Raw genomic sequence first — 19,283 nt, 5'->3', positions numbered from 1 at the left:
TGTTATGTTATTTCTGCCCTTGTAATTTGATGACAATAAAAATGTACTTACCAACCCACTTTAAACAAGAAGATTTAACTGAACTTTTTGAGTTGATTGAAAATAATCCATTGGCAAGTGTCATGGTGGTGCATGAGGGAGAGATCGAAGCCAATCACATTCCTTTGGAATTGGATCGTTCTATCGGTGAGTTTGGTGTTCTACGTGGTCATATTGCCAAAGCCAATCCATTATTTGCCTTACTTGAAAATGACCAATCAGCTTATGTGATTTTTCAGGCGGATCAAGCGTATATTTCACCAAATTGGTATGAGGGCAAACAAGAACATCATCGCGTCGTACCGACATGGAATTATCGTGTGGTACATGTTAAAGGTATGCTTCGTAAAGTCGAAGATGAAAAATGTTTACGCGGTGTCTTAGCTCGTTTGACTCGAACACATGAAGCAACGCAAGAGATTCCTTGGAAAATGGGCGATGCACCCCAGGATTTTATTGAGGAGCAATTAGAAAAAATTATCGCGATTGAAATTCAGATCAAGTCGATTGTGGGGAAGTTTAAGGTCAGTCAGAACCGTAGTGCAGTGGATGCGGAAAATGTCGCAAAGGCTTTGGAAATGGAGAATCCAGAAATGGCGGAGTCGGTGAGGAAGTATCGACTTTAATAATATTCAGGGAAATACTTGTTTACGCCAACGTGAAAGCTGTTCTTCATTATAGATGTTGCGAATTTGACAGTTTTCAGTTTTTTCTAATCGTATTTCATCAGAGAGTTTTAAAGTATTACCCCACCAGAAATTTTTGTGTGTTGAAAATTTAGCTATTGAAAAAGCATTTTGAATACTTTTATCGAGGCTTGCTGAATCTGTACTAGGGGTAATTGTGATGTTGTATGCCTTATTATCCATTTTTAAATCAAAGTCGACTTTTATAATTAAATTTTTAGGTGGCTGTATAATTGGACTTTCTTCATATTGATAAATACTGTTCGTGTTTTTTGAGTAAATAAAGGGTAAGGCTGATTTAGCAATTTCATCATTATCAAATTTTTTTTGTTTTTCTAAATTTGTATAAAATATTTTATATTCACATGAATAAATTTTACTAAAAACTTTTTGTGCTGAAGCTTTAGCATAGGTAATAGATTTTTCAGTTGGATTTTCAGCAAAAGAAGTGTTTGAATAAATACCAAGAATAAAGATAGTGTTTAATAGTTTATTTATAAATTTCATCTTTTCAAATAGTCCATATAGTTAAGGTAAAATCAGACATGCTAATAGATTTAGATAATACCTGTTTATTGATAGAAGAAAATCTATAAAAAACACCCCCAACTTTTACAAGTTGAGGGTATTCTCAAAGTCTAAAACTTATTTAAGAGTTCTGAACTTAAGCTTGATTGGTAAAGTAATCTTCGCTAAAGCTCATAATCACTTCTGCACCTGATTTAATCTTCGCAACGCGAGAACTTAATTCAGGCAATACACGCTGAATGAAGTAATGTGTCAATGCCAATTTGTCTTGGTAGAATTGACCTTCTTTGGCTTTTGCCGCTTTGGCAATACGTGCATACATATACGTAAAGCTGAGTAAGCCCACAGCATGTAAGTAATCTACAGCAACAGCATTTGAGAAGTCCGCATTTTCTTGCGCACGTTCAATAATACGCTGAGTCACGACTTCAATTTCAGTCGCAACATCTAAAGTTGCGTCTTTGATGAAATTCAAATCTGAGTCTAAATCATTGGCAAAATCACGGATTTCAGCGATGTATTCAGCAATGAATTCACCATTACATTTAATAGTTTTACGACCAATTAAATCTTGTGATTGAACGCCGTTGGTGCCTTCATAGATTTGTGCAATACGTAAATCACGTACACATTGTTCCATGCCCCATTCACGGATAAAGCCATGACCACCAAAGACCATTTGTGCATCAATTGCTGCATTAAATGCTGTATCAGTTAAATAGGCTTTTGCAATTGGTGTGAGTAATGCAACACGGTTGTTGGCAGCAGCAACCGCTTCAGGATCTGTAGAGAATTTAGTAATGTCTAATTGTTGACCGACATAAACTGCAAATGCACGAGATGCTTCATTGTTTGCACGAGCATTCAATAACATACGACGTACATCACCGTGTACTAGGATGCTATCCGCAGGTTTGCTTGGTGATTGAACACCTTGTGCGCTACGACCTTGTAAACGATCTGTTGCATATTGAGCAGCATTTTGATAGGCATATTCAGAAGCACCAAGACCTTGGATACCCATAGACAAACGTTCATAGTTCATCATCACGAACATCGCTGCAAGACCGTGGTTTTCTTTACCTACAAGATAACCTTTGGCTGCATCAAAGTTCATCACACATGTTGCAGAGGCTTTGATCCCCATTTTGTGTTCAATTGAACCCGGACCTGCTGTATTGCGTTCGCCTAAAGAGCCGTCAGCATTGACAATGAATTTTGGTACGATGAAGAGTGAAATACCACGTGAACCCGCAGGTGCATCAGGTGTTTTCGCTAAAACAAGGTGAATGATGTTTTCAGAAAGGTCGTGATCACCACCTGTGATGAAGATTTTTGTCCCTGTGATGTTGTACGTACCATCAGCATTTGGTTCAGCTTTAGTTTTGATAATGCCTAAATCTGTACCTGCATGAGGTTCAGTCAAACACATGGTACCAGACCATTCACCTGTATACATTTTCGGTAAATAGGTTTCTTTTTGCTCTTGAGATGCATAGCTGTTCAACGCCATACCTGCACCCACAGAAAGAAGCGGGTAGAGCATGAATGATGGGTTAGTTGCAAATAACATTTCGTCAGCAAGTACAGTCAGCATCTTAGGCATTGCTTGACCGCCCCATTCTTCATCTGCACCTAGACCAATCCAACCGCCTTCAGCGTATTGTTTAAATGCTTCTTTGAAGCCTGTAGGTGTGGTCACTTTACCATTTTCATAATGCGCACCTTCTTCATCACCAGTACGGTTCAAAGGCAGAGTGACATTTTGGGCAAATTTCGCCATTTCTTCCAAAATTGCTTCAGCCGTTGCTGAATCAACATGAGCAAGCTTTTCATTTGATTGCCAGAATTGTTCTGCATTGAAAACATCATTCAAAATGAATTTCATATCTGCAAGTGGCGCATTATAAATTGGCATGTGGGTTCACCTGTTTATTGTTTGAATCTGTTAACTCAGATCAGTTTAAGCAACATTTGTGAATGTTGTTAGGGGACCTAAGTTGAATAATGGTTATTTATAAAGAAAAAGGACGGTGAATGCTATGACCGTCCTTTCTCTATTTCTGCACTCTTGAGTACAGTTTTTTAGCTGACTGTTTAGACAGTCAAATTAGAATGCAAAGTCTTCAGCATCTAATGCCATCAATGGATCTAAGCCACCTGCGATCACGTCAACGTGTGAACGAACGCGTGGTAAGATTTTCTTGAAGTAGAATTGAGCTGTTTTGATTTTTGCATTGTAGAAACCAGTTTCAGTTGAACCTTCAGCCAATTTCTGTTGTGCAACAAGCGCCATACGTGCCCATAGGAATGCAAGCGTTACATAACCAGAGAAGTAGAGGTAATCTACTGCAGCAGCACCAACTTCATCAGGGTTTTGCATTGCTTTCATGCCGATTTGCATGGTTAAGTCGCCCCATTCTTTATTCAGCGCAGCAAGTGGCTCAAGGAACTGAGCTAATTCAGCATTGTCTTTGTTTGCTTCGATGAATTTGTGGATGATCTTAGTGAAGTCTTTCAACATTGCACCTTGAGTACCCAAAACTTTACGACCTAACAAATCAAGTGCTTGGATTTCTGTAGTACCTTCGTATAAGCAAGAGATACGTGTATCACGTACGATTTGCTCCATACCATGCTCAGAAATAAATCCATGACCACCAAATACTTGTACGCCGTGTTTCGCAGATTCTGAACCTGTTTCAGTCAAGAATGCTTTTGCAATCGGTGTAAGTAGAGACAAGATGTTGTCAGCAAATTTACGTTCTTCTTCAGTTGCGCCTTGTTCAACAACGTCAGCGTATTGAGAAAGGAAGTAAACCAGTGCACGACCACCTTCAGCATACGCTTTTTGTGTCATCAACATATTACGTACAGCAGGGTGTACGATGATTGGATCTGCTTCTTTTTCAGGTGCTTTAGGACCTGAAAGTGAACGCATTGCCAAACGGTCTTTTGCATAAGCCAAAGCACCTTGGAATGAAGATTCAGAAGCAGTCAGACCTTGTACAGCAGTACCGATACGTGCAGTGTTCATAAATGTGAACATTGCATGTAAACCACGGTTTTCAGGTCCGATCAAATAACCTTTTGCGTTATCAAAGTTGATGACGCAAGTTGCGTTACCATGGATACCCATTTTGTGTTCAATCGAACCACAACGTACGCCATTACGGTCTGCAATAGAACCGTCAGCATTGACATTGAATTTTGGAACAATGAATAAAGAGATCCCTTTAGTACCTTTAGGCGCACCAGGAAGACGAGCAAGAACGATGTGAACAATGTTCTCTGCCATATCGTGTTCACCAGCAGAGATAAAGATTTTCTCGCCAGAGATCGCATAGCTACCGTCTGCTTGTGGTTCAGCTTTAGAACGGATAATACCCAAGTCAGAACCTGCATGTGATTCTGTTAAGCACATGGTACCTGTCCATTCACCTGAAACAAGTTTCGGTAAATACGTTGCTTTTTGTTCAGCAGAACCGTGATGCTCAATGGTACGTACTGCGCCATGAGAAAGACCAGGATACATACCCCATGCCCAGTTTGCAGAACCGACCATTTCAGAAATAGCCGTTGCTAAAGAACCAGGTAAGCCTTGGCCGCCATGTTCTTCAGGTACAGAAAGAGAAGGGAAGCCTAGCTCTACATATTTGTCATAGGCTGCTTTAAAGCCCGTAGGTGTGGTTACAACGCCATCGTTCCAGGTACAACCTTCACGGTCACCGATTTGGTTCAATGGAGATAATTCATTTTCACAGAAATCCGCGCCAGCTTCTAAATATTGATCAATCAATTCACGGCTTACGGTTTCTTGGAATGCAGGTAGTTTCGCGTAATGTTCTTCAGCATTTAATAATTCATGCAAAACGAAGTGCATATCACGTAAGGGCGCTTTGTATTGTGGCATATCGGGTTCCTCAATACTGGTTAAACCAGATTTATAATCTTGATAAATACAATGTGTCTTCACTGACACATATTTGTTCTAGTACATCGTGCAACATCTTATAGTGACGTACAAGTATTTCATGGTTATTTCTCTGTGACTGTAAAGTCAAAGAAAAATAGCTTGAAAGTTGTAAGTGCATTGAGTGTAAACACTTTTCACTGAAAAATAAGGATACAAATTGTCAAAATCGTAAACAGTTGTGTCTTGCGGGATTGGTGCGTATATCGCTTCAATAGCGTGGAATGTGTTTTGAAAAATAACTTAAATTGTTGCTGATTTGACGATTTTAAATCAGTTGGTGAAAGAGAAACGAATATGGTGGATCAGCTCTTAGTCGCTAGAAGGAAAAACAGCTCAAAAAGAAAGGTGGCTTATGCCACCTCTCTTATTAATGAATGGGCATTATCCCGATTAATTAAACTCACCGACTGAACGCTCTTTCGCCCAATCACGTAGTACAAATTTCTGTAATTTACCTGTCGAGGTTTTTGGAATCTCACAAATCACCACATCTTTTGGCACTTTGAAGCGAGCTAAATGCTGTTTACAGAATTCAATCACATCTTCTGGTGTGGTTTCAGCACCTTGTTTCAGTTCGATAAATGCACAAGGGACTTCTTGCCAACGAGGATCAGGTTTTGCTACTACAGCCGCAGTCATGATCGCAGGGTGGGTATAAAGGACTTCTTCAACTTCAAGCGATGAAATATTCTCACCACCTGAAATGATAATGTCCTTTGAGCGATCCATGATTTTTGCATAACCATCAGGTTGGCACACTGCCAAATCACCCGTATGGAACCAACCACCTTTAAAGGCTTCTTCAGTGGCTTGGGTATTTTTCAGATAACCTTTCATCACGATGTTGCCACGGAACATGATTTCACCCATGGTCGTGCCATCATTCGGTACAGGTTGCATGGTTTCAGGATCAAGCACACGCATCCCATCTTGTAATGGATAAGGTACACCTTGACGCGAATGAAGCTGTGCTTGTTCCTGAATCGACAACTCACTCCAACCTGCTTGTGATGCACACAGCGCAGAAGGACCATAAGTTTCAGTCAAACCATAAACATGATTCACTTGCACGCCAATATGATGCATACCTTCAATGATTGCAGCAGGAGGCGCAGCACCCGCCACCATCACTTCAACACGATGATTAAATTTGATTTGTTTGTCTTTAGGTGTGTTAATCAACATCGACAAGACAATCGGCGCACCACAGAAGTAATCCACTTGGTACTGATCAATCAGTTTGAAAATAAGTTCAGGATCAATTTTGCGTAAACAAATATTAGTACCGCCATTAGCAGCAATCGTCCATGCAAAACACCAACCATTACAGTGGAATAGAGGTAGTGTCCATAAATACTTACAGCGTGGTGTCATGCCACAGGCAATGATATTACTTGCTGCATTGATATACGCACCACGATGATGATAAACCACACCTTTCGGGTTACCCGTCGTACCAGAAGTATAGTTTAGGCTGATCGCATCCCATTCATCTTGAGGCAAGTGCCATTCAAAGTTTTCATCGCCAGCACTTAACCAGTCTTCATATTCGATCTGACCAATACGTGCAGTAGAATCATTGGCTTCATATTCAACATCTGCGACATCGATGATGTAAATCTCTTGTGGTACCAGTGCAACCGCTTCCTGCGCCATTGCTGCAAATTCTGGGTCAACCAAAAGTACTTTGGTTTCAGCATGTTCCAACATGAATGCAATGGTTTTTGCATCTAAACGCGTATTTAGTGTATTTAAAACTGCACCCGCCATTGGCACAGCAAAATGTGCTTCAACCATGGCTGGAGTATTCGGTAAAAGCACCGAAACTGTATCATTTTTTTGAATGCCTAGATTTTGTAATTGATGGGCAAATTGACGGCAACGGGCATAAGTTTCACGCCAAGAAATACGTCGTGCACCATGTACAATCGCATCTTGATGTGGGTAAATATATGCTGCGCGTTCTAAGTAACGTAGCGGAGATAATGCTACGAAATTGGCAGGTGTGCGTGGTAATTCATCGTATGCACTGACCATGTAAAGCTCCATCTGTATTTGTTTTATTTTCCATGCCTAAAAGATATGCATATCGTGAATTGAATGCATTTATTCTTTAGTCGAGTATTTATTCTAAATGTAAATGCATTTACATACTTAGAATTTATTGAAGAATGATTTTTTTATTTAATTTATTGAAAATAAATAAAATAATATAATTTTTATATTCGCATAAATCTTTCTACTATTTACATTTGGTTAAATAAAGCACTAAGAAACTGAACCCAAGAGTTTAGTTTTTTTGTACTCTGTAGGTGAATATCCTGTCCATTTTTTAAATGCACGGCGGAATTCACGCAACTCACTAAAGCCCAATTTGAAACTCACTTCACTGATGGATTGATTATCTTCGATCCATTGTTTGGCTTTCGTTTCTAAAACTTGTTGTTTGAGTAGTTGAAAATTTAGACCTTCATTGAGCAATAAACGGCGTAGATGGCGCTCACTGATATGAAAATGTTGAGCTGCTTGTTGCATGTCGAAACGATCAGGTAAGTGACTTTCAATAAGATGTTGTAACACATTGACCAAACTATGTTGATTCATTTGCTCAAACTGTTTTAAGGCTTGATCGCAGATTTGAATTGCCGATTGAAAATTGACAGGGCTATAAGTTTTAATGGCTCTTGCTAAAATTGCCGCATTAAATCGAATCAAGTTTCTATGGGCATTAAACAGGATTGGACAATTGAAAAATTTTTGGTAGTCATCTAAATAAACAGAATGATCATAACTTAATTCTAAGCGAACCAAATCATGATGATCCCCTAGCATCATGTTTAAACAGGTGATCATACTGGCAAAGGCTTCATCACAAAAAAAAGCGGTTAAATCCCCACAATGACTCCGCTCACTCAGTTCAATTTCGCAATAATCATTCACAATATTAAAAGAAATGTCTAAGACACTCCCTGAAATAGGGTAATAGTGCAGGGCGGTTTGCATCGCTTCTTCTACGGTTTTACAGGCTTGCATCGCGAAACCTAAAATTCCCATTGAAATTTGACCTTCGCTGCTGCCCAGTAAAACGCCTAAGTGAGGTTGCTGTGTTTGTTGAATTGCCTGAGAAATGACGCTACAAATTTCTGAAAACTCGACAAAACCATGTCCTTGGCGTATTTGTTCCAAGTCTAAACTTTGTGTTGAAAACCATTCCGCATAAGACCAGTGTTGTTGTTCTGCATAGTGGATCAAACTGGTCAAAATCATCGGTGGTATATAGTATTGAGAATTGGCAAATTCCTTTTGCTGTTCGCTCATGAAGTCCGATTCGCCCCCCTTATTATTGTTGCTTTTACCCTCGTTGGTATCGCATATTTTTGATTAAGATTCAATCTGCTTCTGATATTGTAAAAGATTTAATTACACTAAAGACGGAAAATAAAGGATTTTAATTATGTTTATGGTCGGCTGGGATAAGCAGGAAATACACATACAAGCACAAGGTTTTGCTATGTTCGGCTTTGGTTCCTGGACGCATCGTGCTTATGAAAAACGCACCGCTTTATTTGCCAGAACATTTACGATTCGAGATTCTGTACAGACACAGCCTACGATAATGTGTTGTTTGGATTTTGGTTGTATTACCTATGCGATGCGCCAAGGTGTCGTGGATGCTTTAAAACAAAAATTAGCAGATAAGTTTGATGAACAAAAATTATTGATGATGGCAACGCATACGCATTCAGCACCAGGAGGCTGTGCCTATGAAGCACTTTATAATATGCCGACACCTGGTTTTGTACCTGAACATTTAAATGCTGTGATTGAAGCGGTTACGCAAAGTATTTTCAATGCGATGGATGCAGAACAGGAAACTGAGATTTGTTATCAAACTTGTCAGTTTTCAGATCAAATCCCCGTTGCTTGGAATCGTTCATTGCAAGCCTATAATCGCAATCCAGATGTCGTGCAAAGAGTTGAAACAGAAACTCATTTGGCGTTGAATCGTGAAATGCAATTGCTCGGTTTTTATCGTCATAATGAGAAAAAAGAAAAACAGTTGCATGCTTTAATTTCCTTATTTGGCGTGCATGCAACCTGTTTGGGCAATACTTTAAAAGCCCATGATGGAGACAATAAGGGCTATGCCTCTGCTTTAAGTGAGCAATATCTACAAGCTCAAGGTGTTGAATATCCTGTCGCGATTTTTGCTCAAGCGACCGCAGGTGATGTATCGCCACATTTTCATGGTCCGAAGCAAGATAAGATTCGCAAACAAATTAAAGGCGAAAAAGAATATCAATATGCTGAACAAAATGGGCGTTTTCAAAGTGAGTTGGCAATAAAAGCATTGAGTAACCATCATGCGTCAGTGACATGGTTAAAAGGTGATTTGGATGGTGTACTCAGTTATGTGAATCTAAGTCAAATAGATGTACCTGCTGAGTTTAGCAATGGTGTTGAAAATGCTAAAACCAGTGTGGCATGTCATGGTGTAGGTTTTTTTCGCGGAACACCTATCGATGGTCAAGGTGCTGCAAAACCGATTACCCAAGTGATGTCTTTATTTTCAAAGCAAGTGCGTAAAAAACGCTTGGCGAATCCAAATGCGCCAGATTATTTAAAATACAAAGCACTTTATGATTCACAATTTCCAAAAGATATTGTATTGGAAAGCGCTGAAAATCGATTATTTGGTCAGAATATAGATATTTCACCAAGCATTATTGATCCTTTAATTGCGGAAATGAATCGGCAAGTCAAAGCAGGTGCGATTCAAGTCAGTCCATTGGTACCGAGTGTTATTCCACTGCAAATTTTAAAAATTGGTCAATTGGTATTGGTTTGTTGCCCAGGTGAAATCACCACAACTGCAGGGCAAAGGGTGATTCAAACTGTAGTGAAGCAATTGGCAGGGAATTCTGCATTGGAAAAAACCTGTTTGGTGTCTTATTGCAATGACTATATGGGCTATATCACCACCAATGAAGAATATCAGCAACAAGCCTATGAGGGTGCGCATACCTTATATGGGCAATGGACACATGCAGCGATTCAATTCAAGTTTCAACAACTTTCGCAGCAGTTAAATTTAGAGTCTTCGCAGCGTCAATATGATCAGACGACACGCCCCGCAGAGATTCCAAAACATGAATTAGAAAAAAGAACCAATCACGGCAATTTAAAAACAGCCGTACGCTAAAGGATGAGCGTTATGAATCAAGCATTGACTCAAAATAAAAAATCACTGACATGGAATAATTGGTCGGGTTATCAAAAGTCACAACCCACGCAAATTCTGAAACCGCAAAATATTGATGAGTTAAAAAATATCGTACAAAACCATTCTAAAATTCGAGTGGTGGGCGCAGGGCACTCATTCACACCATTGGTCTGCACCGATGCAACATTGTTGTCATTGGATCATATTGCAGGGGTAGATCAAGTGAATTCTGCTTTGTCGCAAGCGAGTATTTGGTCAGGAACACGCTTATTTAATTTAGATCAGTATTTACAACCGATTCAACAATCTTTAATGCAACAGGGCGATATTGATCAACAAAGTTTGGCAGGAGCTGTATCGACAGGAACACATGGTACAGGCACTGATTTACATTGTATTTCAGCCTATGTTGAGGCGTTTGAATTACTCACTGCATCAGGCGAGATCTTGCGTTGTAATCGTCATGAAAATGTTGATATTTTCAATGCAGGGCGGGTATCACTTGGCACATTGGGGATTTTGACCAAAATCACCATGCAAAATAAACCACGTTATAAGCTCAAAGAACATGTGAAGCTCTGTGATGTGCAGGACTTTATACAAAATATTGCACAATGGAAAAATGAACACCGGCATATCGAATGTTTTGCCTTTTCACATGCGTCTAAGTTGATGTTGAAAACCTTGGATATTTCGGAAGAAGAAATTCAGCCACGTAAAAATGCTTTTCCATCAGAAGATACATTATTGACGGTGTGTTGTGAGTTGACCAAGACATTTCCCTCGTTAAATCCGAAATTACAAAAGCTGTTGGGGGTATTTATTCAGCCAACAACTTTTGTGGATTGGTCGAGCAAGATATTTCCAACGCCACGCAATACCAAGTTCAATGAAATGGAATATCAAGTTCCTGTCGAGCTGGGCGTGGATTGTTTGCAGGAAGTGCTTGCCAAGATGAAACAATCCAAACAGCAAACTTTTTTCCCGATAGAGTTTCGTTTTGTCAAAGGCGATGATATTTGGCTAAGTCCATTTTATCAGCGTGATTCGATTTCGATTTCTATACATCAATACATTAAGCAAGATCCACAATTGTTATTTAATGAAATTGAACCCATTTTACAGCGCTATCAAGGTCGTCCACATTGGGGGAAAATGCACAGCATGACCACAGCGCAATTACGCGCTATGTATCCGATGTGGGATCATTTTCAACAAATACGTGAGTACTTGGATCCTGAGCGGAAATTTTTGAATCCGTATTTAGAAAAATTATTTTTGTCAGAATGAGTTGATGGACTTTGAATGTGCTATTGATGGAAAAGTAACATTGGCATGACGTTTAAAATATAAAAAAGGGCAGGATATGAATCATTTTTTTGCACAACTCAATCAAGACTTGAAGCAGAGTGAATTGGCTTTGCCACGACTGATTGTAGATGCTCAAGCATTTGAACAAAACCTGCATTATGCAGAAAAGAAATTTCAGTATGTGCCACATGTACAACCTCGTTTGGTGGTGAAGTCATTGGCATGTTTGGAACTACTGAAACAGATCAGTCAACGGCTGGCGACGCAACGCTTTATGGTATTTCATTTGCCACAGCTCTTGCCGATTTTGGAAACATTTTCAGATGCAGATGTTTTGCTTGGAAAGCCAATGCCTGTGTCGTTGTTGCAACATTTTTATCAAGAAAATCATCATTGGCAGTATGCAAAAATTCAATGGTTGGTGGATACACAACAACGCCTTGAGCAGTATTTAGACGTTGCTAAAAAGTTTGCGATCAAACTGAAAATAAGTATAGAAATTGATGTCGGTTTGCATCGTGGTGGTGTGTCATCAGAACAAGATTTACGATCTATTTTAGCGTTCATTCAGACACATGCTGAATATTTAGAATTTGCAGGGTTGATGGGCTATGACGCACATGTGACAAAACTCCCATCGATCATCAAAAAAGCTGAAGAGGCTTATGCAGAATCTCAGCAAATCTATCAAAACTATCAATTGCTGATTCAACGACAATTTCCACAGCTTTGGCATGATGAGCTTTGTTTCAATGGTGGCGGAAGTCCAACTTTTGCGTTTCATGTGGAACAAAGTGTATGTAATGATTTGGCTTTTGGTTCGATGTTGTTGAAACCGAGTGATTTTGATTCTGAGAGTTTACATGTTTTAAAATCCGCATTGTGGATCGCAACCCCTGTATTGAAAGTATTGCCTTATACACAATTGCCTGGATTGACACTTTTAGATCGTCTACCACATCGAACTAAGGCTTTGTTTGTGTATGGTGGTTATTGGATGGCGGATTATGTCCATCCGCAAGGTATTCATCCACATGCATTGTATGGACGCAGTACCAATCAGGAAATGGTCAATGTGCCAAAACAGACGCAAATTGATGTCGATGATTTTGTCTTTTTAAGACCGACACAGAGTGAAGCGATTATTCCGCAATTTGCCAAACTTTGGTTTTATAAAAATCGCCAATTTGAAGCGTGCGAGACGTTTAGAGAGTAGTTTTTATATTTTCTCATAAAATTTCGAATTAATAGACCTCTTGCGAAAGTAATTTCCAAAGTGAATGAGCCAAAAATGGAGGTTCCCTCTCCTGCTAGGAGAGGGTTAGGGAGAGGTTTTTCTTTAAAAATCCCCTCATCCTCTTGCGGAGTTACCTCCTCATCCCTGAGCTATATATGGCGCAAGAGAAGGAACTCCTGATGCTTTTTAGATTAATATTTGGATTTAATGCTTGCTTATTTTTTGATTTACGCAAGAGGTTTAATAGAAGTGGATTGAACATAATTTTTTGACAAAGGTTTATAAAAGCCGATTTAAGGTGTAAAATTCGACACACTTTTATTCTGTTCCACCGATTTTATCTTTTGAGGGTTTCCCTCGATCATAATCTCGCGGTGATATGCTCTATTGTACGGGGCATCACTCCTTAAGGATTTTTAAATATGCCTATTATCACATTGCCAAATGGCGATCAAAAACAATTTGATCAAGCAGTTTCTGTGATGGAAGTTGCGCAAAGTATTGGACCTGGACTGGCGAAAAATACGCTGGCAGGTAAAGTGAATGGTCGCTTAGTCGATGCAAGTGATTTAATTACCGAAGATGCAACACTGGAAATCATTACCCCTAAAAATCAGGAAGGTGTTGAAATCATTCGTCACTCATGTGCTCACCTTGTGGGACATGCGGTAAAACAACTTTTTCCTGAAGCCAAAATGGTGATCGGTCCTGTCATTGAAGATGGTTTCTATTACGACATTTTCAGTCAAAAACCGTTTACACCTGAAGATATGGCTGCCATCGAAGCACGCATGAAAAAGCTGATCGATGAAGATTATGATGTCATCAAAAAAATGACACCACGTGCTGAAGTGATCAAATTGTTCACTGAGCGTGGCGAAGATTATAAGTTACGTTTAATTGAAGATATGCCTGATGAAACGCAAATGGGCTTGTACTATCATCAAGAATACGTAGACATGTGTCGTGGTCCACACGTACCGAATACTAAATTCTTAAAATCATTCAAACTCACTAAAATGTCTGGTGCGTACTGGCGTGGTGATGCGAAGAATGAACAATTGCAACGTATTTATGGTACTGCTTGGGCAGATAAAAAAGAACTCGCTGCTTATATCAAACGTATCGAAGAAGCTGAAAAGCGTGATCACCGTAAAATCGGTAAAGCTTTAGACTTGTTCCATATGCAGGAAGAAGCACCAGGTATGGTGTTCTGGCATCCAAATGGTTGGACAATTTACCAAGTGCTTGAACAGTACATGCGTAAAATTCAACAAGACAATGGCTATGAAGAAATCCGTACTCCGCAAATTGTAGACTTTACACTTTGGGAGAAATCAGGTCACGCAGCCAACTATGCAGACAATATGTTTACGACTCAGTCTGAGAGCCGTAACTATGCTGTAAAACCAATGAACTGCCCATGTCACGTACAAGTGTTTAACCAAGGCTTGAAGTCTTACCGTGATTTGCCAATTCGCTTGGCTGAGTTCGGTTCTTGTCACCGTAACGAGCCATCAGGTTCTTTACACGGCATCATGCGTGTGCGTGGCTTTACTCAAGATGATGCACATATTTTCTGTACCACTGAACAAATTGGTAAAGAAGTTGCAGATTTCATTAAGCTCACTTTAGATGTGTATAAAGATTTTGGCTTTGAAGAAGTACAAATGAAATTGTCTACACGTCCTGAAAAACGTGTCGGTGCAGATGAGCTTTGGGATGTTGCTGAAAAATCTTTGGCAGATGCTTTAGATACAGCAGGTCTTGATTGGCAAGAACAGCCTGGTGAAGGCGCATTCTACGGTCCGAAGATTGAATTCTCATTGAAGGACTGTTTAGGTCGTATCTGGCAGTGTGGTACAATTCAGTGTGACTTTAACTTGCCGTTACGTTTAGATGCCTCTTATGTAACAGAAGATAACGATCGTGACCATCCTGTGATGTTGCATCGTGCAATTCTTGGCAGTTTTGAACGTTTTATTGGTATACTTATTGAACACTACGCTGGCTTTATGCCACCATGGTTGGCGCCAATCCAAGCATGTGTCATGAATATTACAGATTCACAAGCGGAAGCATGTGAGTCAGTGGTCGCAAAACTCAAAGAAAATGGAATTCGAGCAATTTCAGACTTGAGAAATGAGAAAATCGGCTTTAAGATTCGTGAGCGTACATTAGAGCGTATTCCATACTTATTGGTACTTGGGGACCGAGAAGTGGAAGAAGGTACTGTAAACGTACGTACCCGTTCTGGAAAAAATTTAGGTACTATGTCAATTGATGCATTTGTTGACTTAGTGAAAGCAGCCGTTGCCGAACGCGGCCGGTACATTGTGGAGTAAGAAAGATTAAACAGCCTGACCGTAACCAACAACAAGGTGCTAAAAGCAATCGTCCTGCATTGAACGACGAGATTAAGGCAAAAGAAGTCCGTCTCGTTGCTGCAGATGGTGAACAGAAAGGTATTGTAACGCTTGCAGAAGCGTTGCGTGCTGCTGAAGACGCAGATCTTGACCTTGTTGAGATTGTGGCAAATGCAGAACCGCCTGTTTGTAAAATCATGGATTTCAACAAACATTTATTTGATCTGAAGCAAAAGCAAAAAGATGCGAAAAAGAAACAGCATCAAGTTCAGGTCAAAGAAATCAAGTTACGTCCTGGTACAGATGTTGGTGATTACAACGTTAAGTTGCGTGCTATTCTCAAGTTCCTTGAGGAAGGTAACAAAGTCAAAATTACTCTACGTTTCCGTGGTCGTGAAATGGCTCACCAACAGTTGGGTCTTGCTCAATTACAAAAAATTGAAGCAGATGTGGCTGAGTGTGGTGTTGTTGAACAAGCACCAAAAATGGAAGGTCGTCAAATGGGTATGTTACTTGGTCCTAAAAAGAAAAAGTAATCCCTTGTTTATCTTAAAAAAGCACTGCATTTGCAGTGCTTTTTTTATGGACAGCGTTTTCAGATTTAATGGCGCTGGTTTTTTGGATAGATAAACTTTAATAGTGTCCTAATTCAAATATCAAAATATGATAATTAGGATTGTTTAATATGAGTTTATTGCTTTATTTTAGAATAAATTATGAAAATATCTTGATTGATGACATATTCGATTTAGCAAAATCATGTTATAAAAGTACAATACTTAAGTCATAAAATATAGAAAATACGCGAGAAAGCGGAAGGATGAAATATGATTGATCTGTATTATTGGGGGACACCCAATGGTCATAAAATTACCATCGCACTTGAAGAAATGGGTTTGGATTATCAAATTTTCCCGATCAATATTTTAGAAAATGATCAATTCCAACCTGATTTTTTACGCATATCCCCAAATAATAAAATTCCAGCCATTGTCGATCAAAATGGCCCAAATGGCGAAGCGATTTCAGTGTTTGAGTCTGGTGCGATTTTACAATATTTAGGGCGTAAAACAGGCTTATATTATCCTGAAAATGAGCAAGAACGTGTTGAGGTTGAGCAATGGTTGATGTGGCAAATGGGCGGTTTTGGTCCAATGCTTGGACAAAATCATCATTTTGGAAAATTTGCCAAAGAGCAAATTCCTTACGCCATAGATCGCTATGTGACTGAAACAAAGCGTTTATATGGGGTTCTAAATCATCAATTGATCGGTCAGAAATATGTGGCAGGTGAGTATTCGATTGCAGATATGGCAATCTTACCTTGGGTTTTACGCCATGAGTGGCAACAAATTGATTTAGATGATTATCCTTATGTGAAAGAATATGTTGAGCGTTTAACTGCACGTCCAGCCGTTCAACGTGCATTATCCATCAAAGTTTAAAATCAGAATATGCTAAACTGCTGAACCACCAAATCTGGTGGTTTTTTAATGTTGGATATGAGCAATGAAAGCATTCTTTTTAAATCTCACGTATATTTTAGAAAAAAATCCTAAAATTTATTGGTGCGTGATTATGGGGATCGCCCTATGTTCAGTGTTATATATCGTGGAAGTGGTGCATATTCAGAGCCTATTGCCCGATGTAAAAGTGCAAGATACCTCAGTATTACGTGCGACGATTGATCCGATAGCACAGCGTTATTCTTGGGCACGTCTTGCAGTGATTGTCGTGGCAATTATTGTTGCAAATATTCAATATTTTAAAACCAAAAAATCTTTAAATTTGTAAATTAAGCATCGCTTATTTTTGCATTTTCATGGCTTATCTTTTACTTTTTTTATCTGCCTTTGGTGCAGCAACTTTATTGCCCTTACAGTCCGAAGCGGTATTGCTTGGGTTGTTGGTGCAAACGCAATATTCAGCTTATTTATTACTTATTATTGCAACGATAGGTAATGTATTAGGCTCGTGTGTGAATTGGTATTTAGGTTTGAGAATAGAGCGATTTAAAAATAAGAAATGGTTTTCTGTCTCTGAGCACAATATGCTGAAAGCAGAAGGTATTTACCAAAAATATGGCTTCTGGTCTTTGTTGTTGAGTTGGACGCCCGTGATTGGTGATCCAATCACACTCATTGCAGGTTTGATGAAAGAAAACTTTTGGCGCTTTCTATTCATCGTCACAATTGCAAAAGCAGGGCGCTATCTGTTTATTTATTGGGTTTACTTAGGTCTGATTTAAGGACATTTATTCAGGTCAAATACAATCTGATCTTGATGTGTCACTTTGTAAAATTGCCACCATTTTTTATCAGAAGTGATTCTCGTTGTGGATAGCGCTGAAATCACTTGTTGATCAAGATGATTTAAACCAGAGCTTTTATTGATTTTAATATTTGAGATTTGGTCTTTATTGGAAAGTTTAAAAGAAAAATGAACTTCTCTGCTTTCACCTTTTAGTTCATCTTTGTGAATAAAGAATTTAGGCACTTCTCTATATTGAAAAGGCGTCTTATGTTTTAAAATCTGTTCGCCTAAAACTTTGGTTTCAAATAAATACACACAAGTATTTTGCTGTTTTACAGGTCTACATGATGCTGTTGGTTGTCCTGTGAAATTTAAAGCAAATGCTTGGCTCACAGTAAAAGTTTCGCCAGTGGGTCTAAAGCGAGATGCATATACCGTTTTTATAATCTTTTGATCGAGATGGTCAACCCCAGTACTTTCTAAAACTTTTACATCAGTCACTTTCCCTTGCGGATTTGCTGTGATCTGAAGATCAAGTTTACGGTTTTGATTTTCAAGGTCGCAGGGTTGGATACGAATGCGAGGTGCGATGCGCCATTGTGCTGAATCCCGTGTAAGTTCAGCCGCTTGTTGGGCAGAAGATGTTTGCGCGACGTCTGCAAGGATTGATTGGTTAAGTAAGAGTGCGGTACTGATTAAAAATATTTTTTTCATATCGTATAAAGTGTTATATCGCAGTTTTAGTCGTTTAGCTGTAAAAGTGAAAATAGTTAGACCAGTAGCTCAGTTATTTTTCACCAAGCTACTGAATTTATTTTATTGACAATCATTGGTTTTGAAATGAATTTCATCACTAAAAGTCGAAGGCTTATATGTCCATAAAGTTCGATATGAGCGTTTCACTTCAATTTTTGCATTTTCAACCGCAGTAAGTACTTGCTGATCTAAAGCATTGACACCTGAAAGTTTGGTCAATTTTGCTTGAGTCACATCACCCTGTTTATTCACTTTAAATTTGAATTTCACTACGCGATTTTTAAACTTCAATAACGATTCATCAAGTGCAAGTTGAGGTTGTTTGGTATAGCGGAATGCAACAGATTTGCCATTTTCCTGCTTGTTCCAATGATTTGAATGAAATGTATAGGTGCATTGTGCCGATGGCTTGTGGTCTGTTGCATTATTCATAGTTAAGGTGAATGTCTGATAACCCACCATTGCAACGGATTTACCATTCTTTATTGCAGGTTTAACTTTGGCAACTTCAACAGCATCAATAATTTTTTGATCAAGTTGGCGAATGCCTGTGCTTTCTTGAATTTCAGCATCAAGCACTTTACCTGAATGATCTGCTTTGACGCGAATAATGGCTGAACGTTCTTGGTCTTTTAATTCATTACTTTGGTATTTAATTTGCGGGAACTTAAGCCATTGAATACGAGTAGTTAAATGTTGTGGATCATTTTGTTCTAATTGGTTACCTTGCACTTTAATGGTAGGTAATTTTTCAGCACTATAACTATATGTAGAAAGGCATAAAAGGCATGTTGTAAAAATAACTTTATTCATAGCTTTGGCAATTCATGCAAATTGAACTTGCATGTAAATAATTTAATTGTGCAAAGTATTTATCGAAATACCAAATCTCGCAATAGAAAATGTA

Annotated in this window: 16 protein-coding genes; 9 read left to right on the top strand and 7 right to left on the bottom strand. The window is 39.0% G+C overall.

Translation table 11 applies throughout. The annotated features are described in order from the left end of the window. The first annotated feature begins 41 nt into the window (after positions 1-41). A complete protein-coding gene (locus tag EXE09_RS03245; protein ID WP_130116333.1) occupies positions 42-665 on the top strand; it encodes an FMN-binding negative transcriptional regulator in 624 nt (207 codons plus the stop codon). A gap of 6 nt (positions 666-671) precedes the next feature. On the opposite strand, the gene EXE09_RS03240 is transcribed toward EXE09_RS03245, so the two are convergent. The 5 genes from EXE09_RS03240 to EXE09_RS03220 form a co-directional block, all read right to left on the bottom strand. Beyond that, the gene (locus EXE09_RS03240) at positions 672-1,232 is read right to left on the bottom strand and encodes a hypothetical protein (protein WP_130116332.1); all 561 of its coding nucleotides are present in this window, start codon (positions 1,230-1,232) and stop codon (positions 672-674) included. A gap of 157 nt (positions 1,233-1,389) precedes the next feature. After that, the gene (locus tag EXE09_RS03235) at positions 1,390-3,171 is read right to left on the bottom strand and encodes an acyl-CoA dehydrogenase C-terminal domain-containing protein (protein WP_130116331.1); all 1,782 of its coding nucleotides are present in this window, start codon (positions 3,169-3,171) and stop codon (positions 1,390-1,392) included. A gap of 192 nt (positions 3,172-3,363) precedes the next feature. Beyond that, a complete protein-coding gene (locus tag EXE09_RS03230; RefSeq protein WP_130116330.1) occupies positions 3,364-5,166 on the bottom strand; it encodes an acyl-CoA dehydrogenase C-terminal domain-containing protein in 1,803 nt (600 codons plus the stop codon). A gap of 453 nt (positions 5,167-5,619) precedes the next feature. Next, on the bottom strand, positions 5,620-7,266 hold the full coding sequence (locus EXE09_RS03225) for an acyl-CoA synthetase (protein WP_130116329.1): 1,647 nt from the start codon (positions 7,264-7,266) through the stop codon (positions 5,620-5,622). A 231-nt stretch (positions 7,267-7,497) separates the two neighbouring features. Further along, the gene (locus tag EXE09_RS03220) at positions 7,498-8,547 is read right to left on the bottom strand and encodes an AraC family transcriptional regulator (RefSeq protein WP_130116328.1); all 1,050 of its coding nucleotides are present in this window, start codon (positions 8,545-8,547) and stop codon (positions 7,498-7,500) included. A gap of 136 nt (positions 8,548-8,683) precedes the next feature. On the opposite strand from EXE09_RS03220, the gene EXE09_RS03215 reads away from it, so the two are divergent. The 8 genes from EXE09_RS03215 (at position 8,684) to EXE09_RS03180 (ending at position 17,615) form a co-directional block, all read left to right on the top strand. Further along, a complete protein-coding gene (locus tag EXE09_RS03215) occupies positions 8,684-10,432 on the top strand; it encodes a neutral/alkaline non-lysosomal ceramidase N-terminal domain-containing protein (RefSeq protein WP_130116327.1) in 1,749 nt (582 codons plus the stop codon). 12 nt (positions 10,433-10,444) lie between these two features. Continuing rightward, on the top strand, positions 10,445-11,743 hold the full coding sequence (locus EXE09_RS03210; RefSeq protein ID WP_130116326.1) for a D-arabinono-1,4-lactone oxidase: 1,299 nt from the start codon (positions 10,445-10,447) through the stop codon (positions 11,741-11,743). 76 nt (positions 11,744-11,819) lie between these two features. Continuing rightward, positions 11,820-12,980: an alanine racemase gene (locus EXE09_RS03205; RefSeq protein WP_130116325.1), complete on the top strand. Its 1,161-nt coding sequence runs from the start codon at positions 11,820-11,822 to the stop codon at positions 12,978-12,980. 443 nt (positions 12,981-13,423) lie between these two features. Beyond that, positions 13,424-15,346, top strand: a complete 1,923-nt coding sequence (gene thrS, locus EXE09_RS03200) for a threonine--tRNA ligase (RefSeq protein WP_130116324.1) — start codon at positions 13,424-13,426, stop codon at positions 15,344-15,346. Between the two features lie 5 nt (positions 15,347-15,351). Next, positions 15,352-15,903 (top strand): translation initiation factor IF-3, encoded by a 552-nt coding sequence (infC, locus tag EXE09_RS03195; protein ID WP_086322731.1) that lies wholly within the window; start codon positions 15,352-15,354, stop codon positions 15,901-15,903. 291 nt (positions 15,904-16,194) lie between these two features. Continuing rightward, on the top strand, positions 16,195-16,812 hold the full coding sequence (locus EXE09_RS03190) for a glutathione S-transferase N-terminal domain-containing protein (protein ID WP_087552701.1): 618 nt from the start codon (positions 16,195-16,197) through the stop codon (positions 16,810-16,812). 64 nt (positions 16,813-16,876) lie between these two features. After that, positions 16,877-17,161 (top strand): hypothetical protein, encoded by a 285-nt coding sequence (locus tag EXE09_RS03185; RefSeq protein WP_130116323.1) that lies wholly within the window; start codon positions 16,877-16,879, stop codon positions 17,159-17,161. 28 nt (positions 17,162-17,189) lie between these two features. Then, complete coding sequence (locus tag EXE09_RS03180; RefSeq protein ID WP_130116322.1) at positions 17,190-17,615, top strand: YqaA family protein; 426 nt, start codon at positions 17,190-17,192, stop codon at positions 17,613-17,615. Here EXE09_RS03180 and EXE09_RS03175 read toward each other — a convergent pair. Together EXE09_RS03175 and EXE09_RS03170 are read right to left on the bottom strand one after the other, a co-directional pair. Next, the gene (locus tag EXE09_RS03175) at positions 17,612-18,334 is read right to left on the bottom strand and encodes an energy transducer TonB (protein WP_087552698.1); all 723 of its coding nucleotides are present in this window, start codon (positions 18,332-18,334) and stop codon (positions 17,612-17,614) included. The genes EXE09_RS03180 and EXE09_RS03175 overlap by 4 nt on opposite strands. 102 nt (positions 18,335-18,436) lie before the next feature. After that, on the bottom strand, positions 18,437-19,189 hold the full coding sequence (locus EXE09_RS03170; protein WP_130116321.1) for an energy transducer TonB: 753 nt from the start codon (positions 19,187-19,189) through the stop codon (positions 18,437-18,439). Positions 19,190-19,283: the final 94 nt, after the last annotated feature.

The organism is Acinetobacter sp. WCHAc060025, assembly GCF_004209355.1.
GTDB lineage: Bacteria > Pseudomonadota > Gammaproteobacteria > Pseudomonadales > Moraxellaceae > Acinetobacter > Acinetobacter wuhouensis.
Note: the sequence above shows the minus strand (reverse complement) of the source record. Positions and strands in the feature narration are given on the sequence as shown.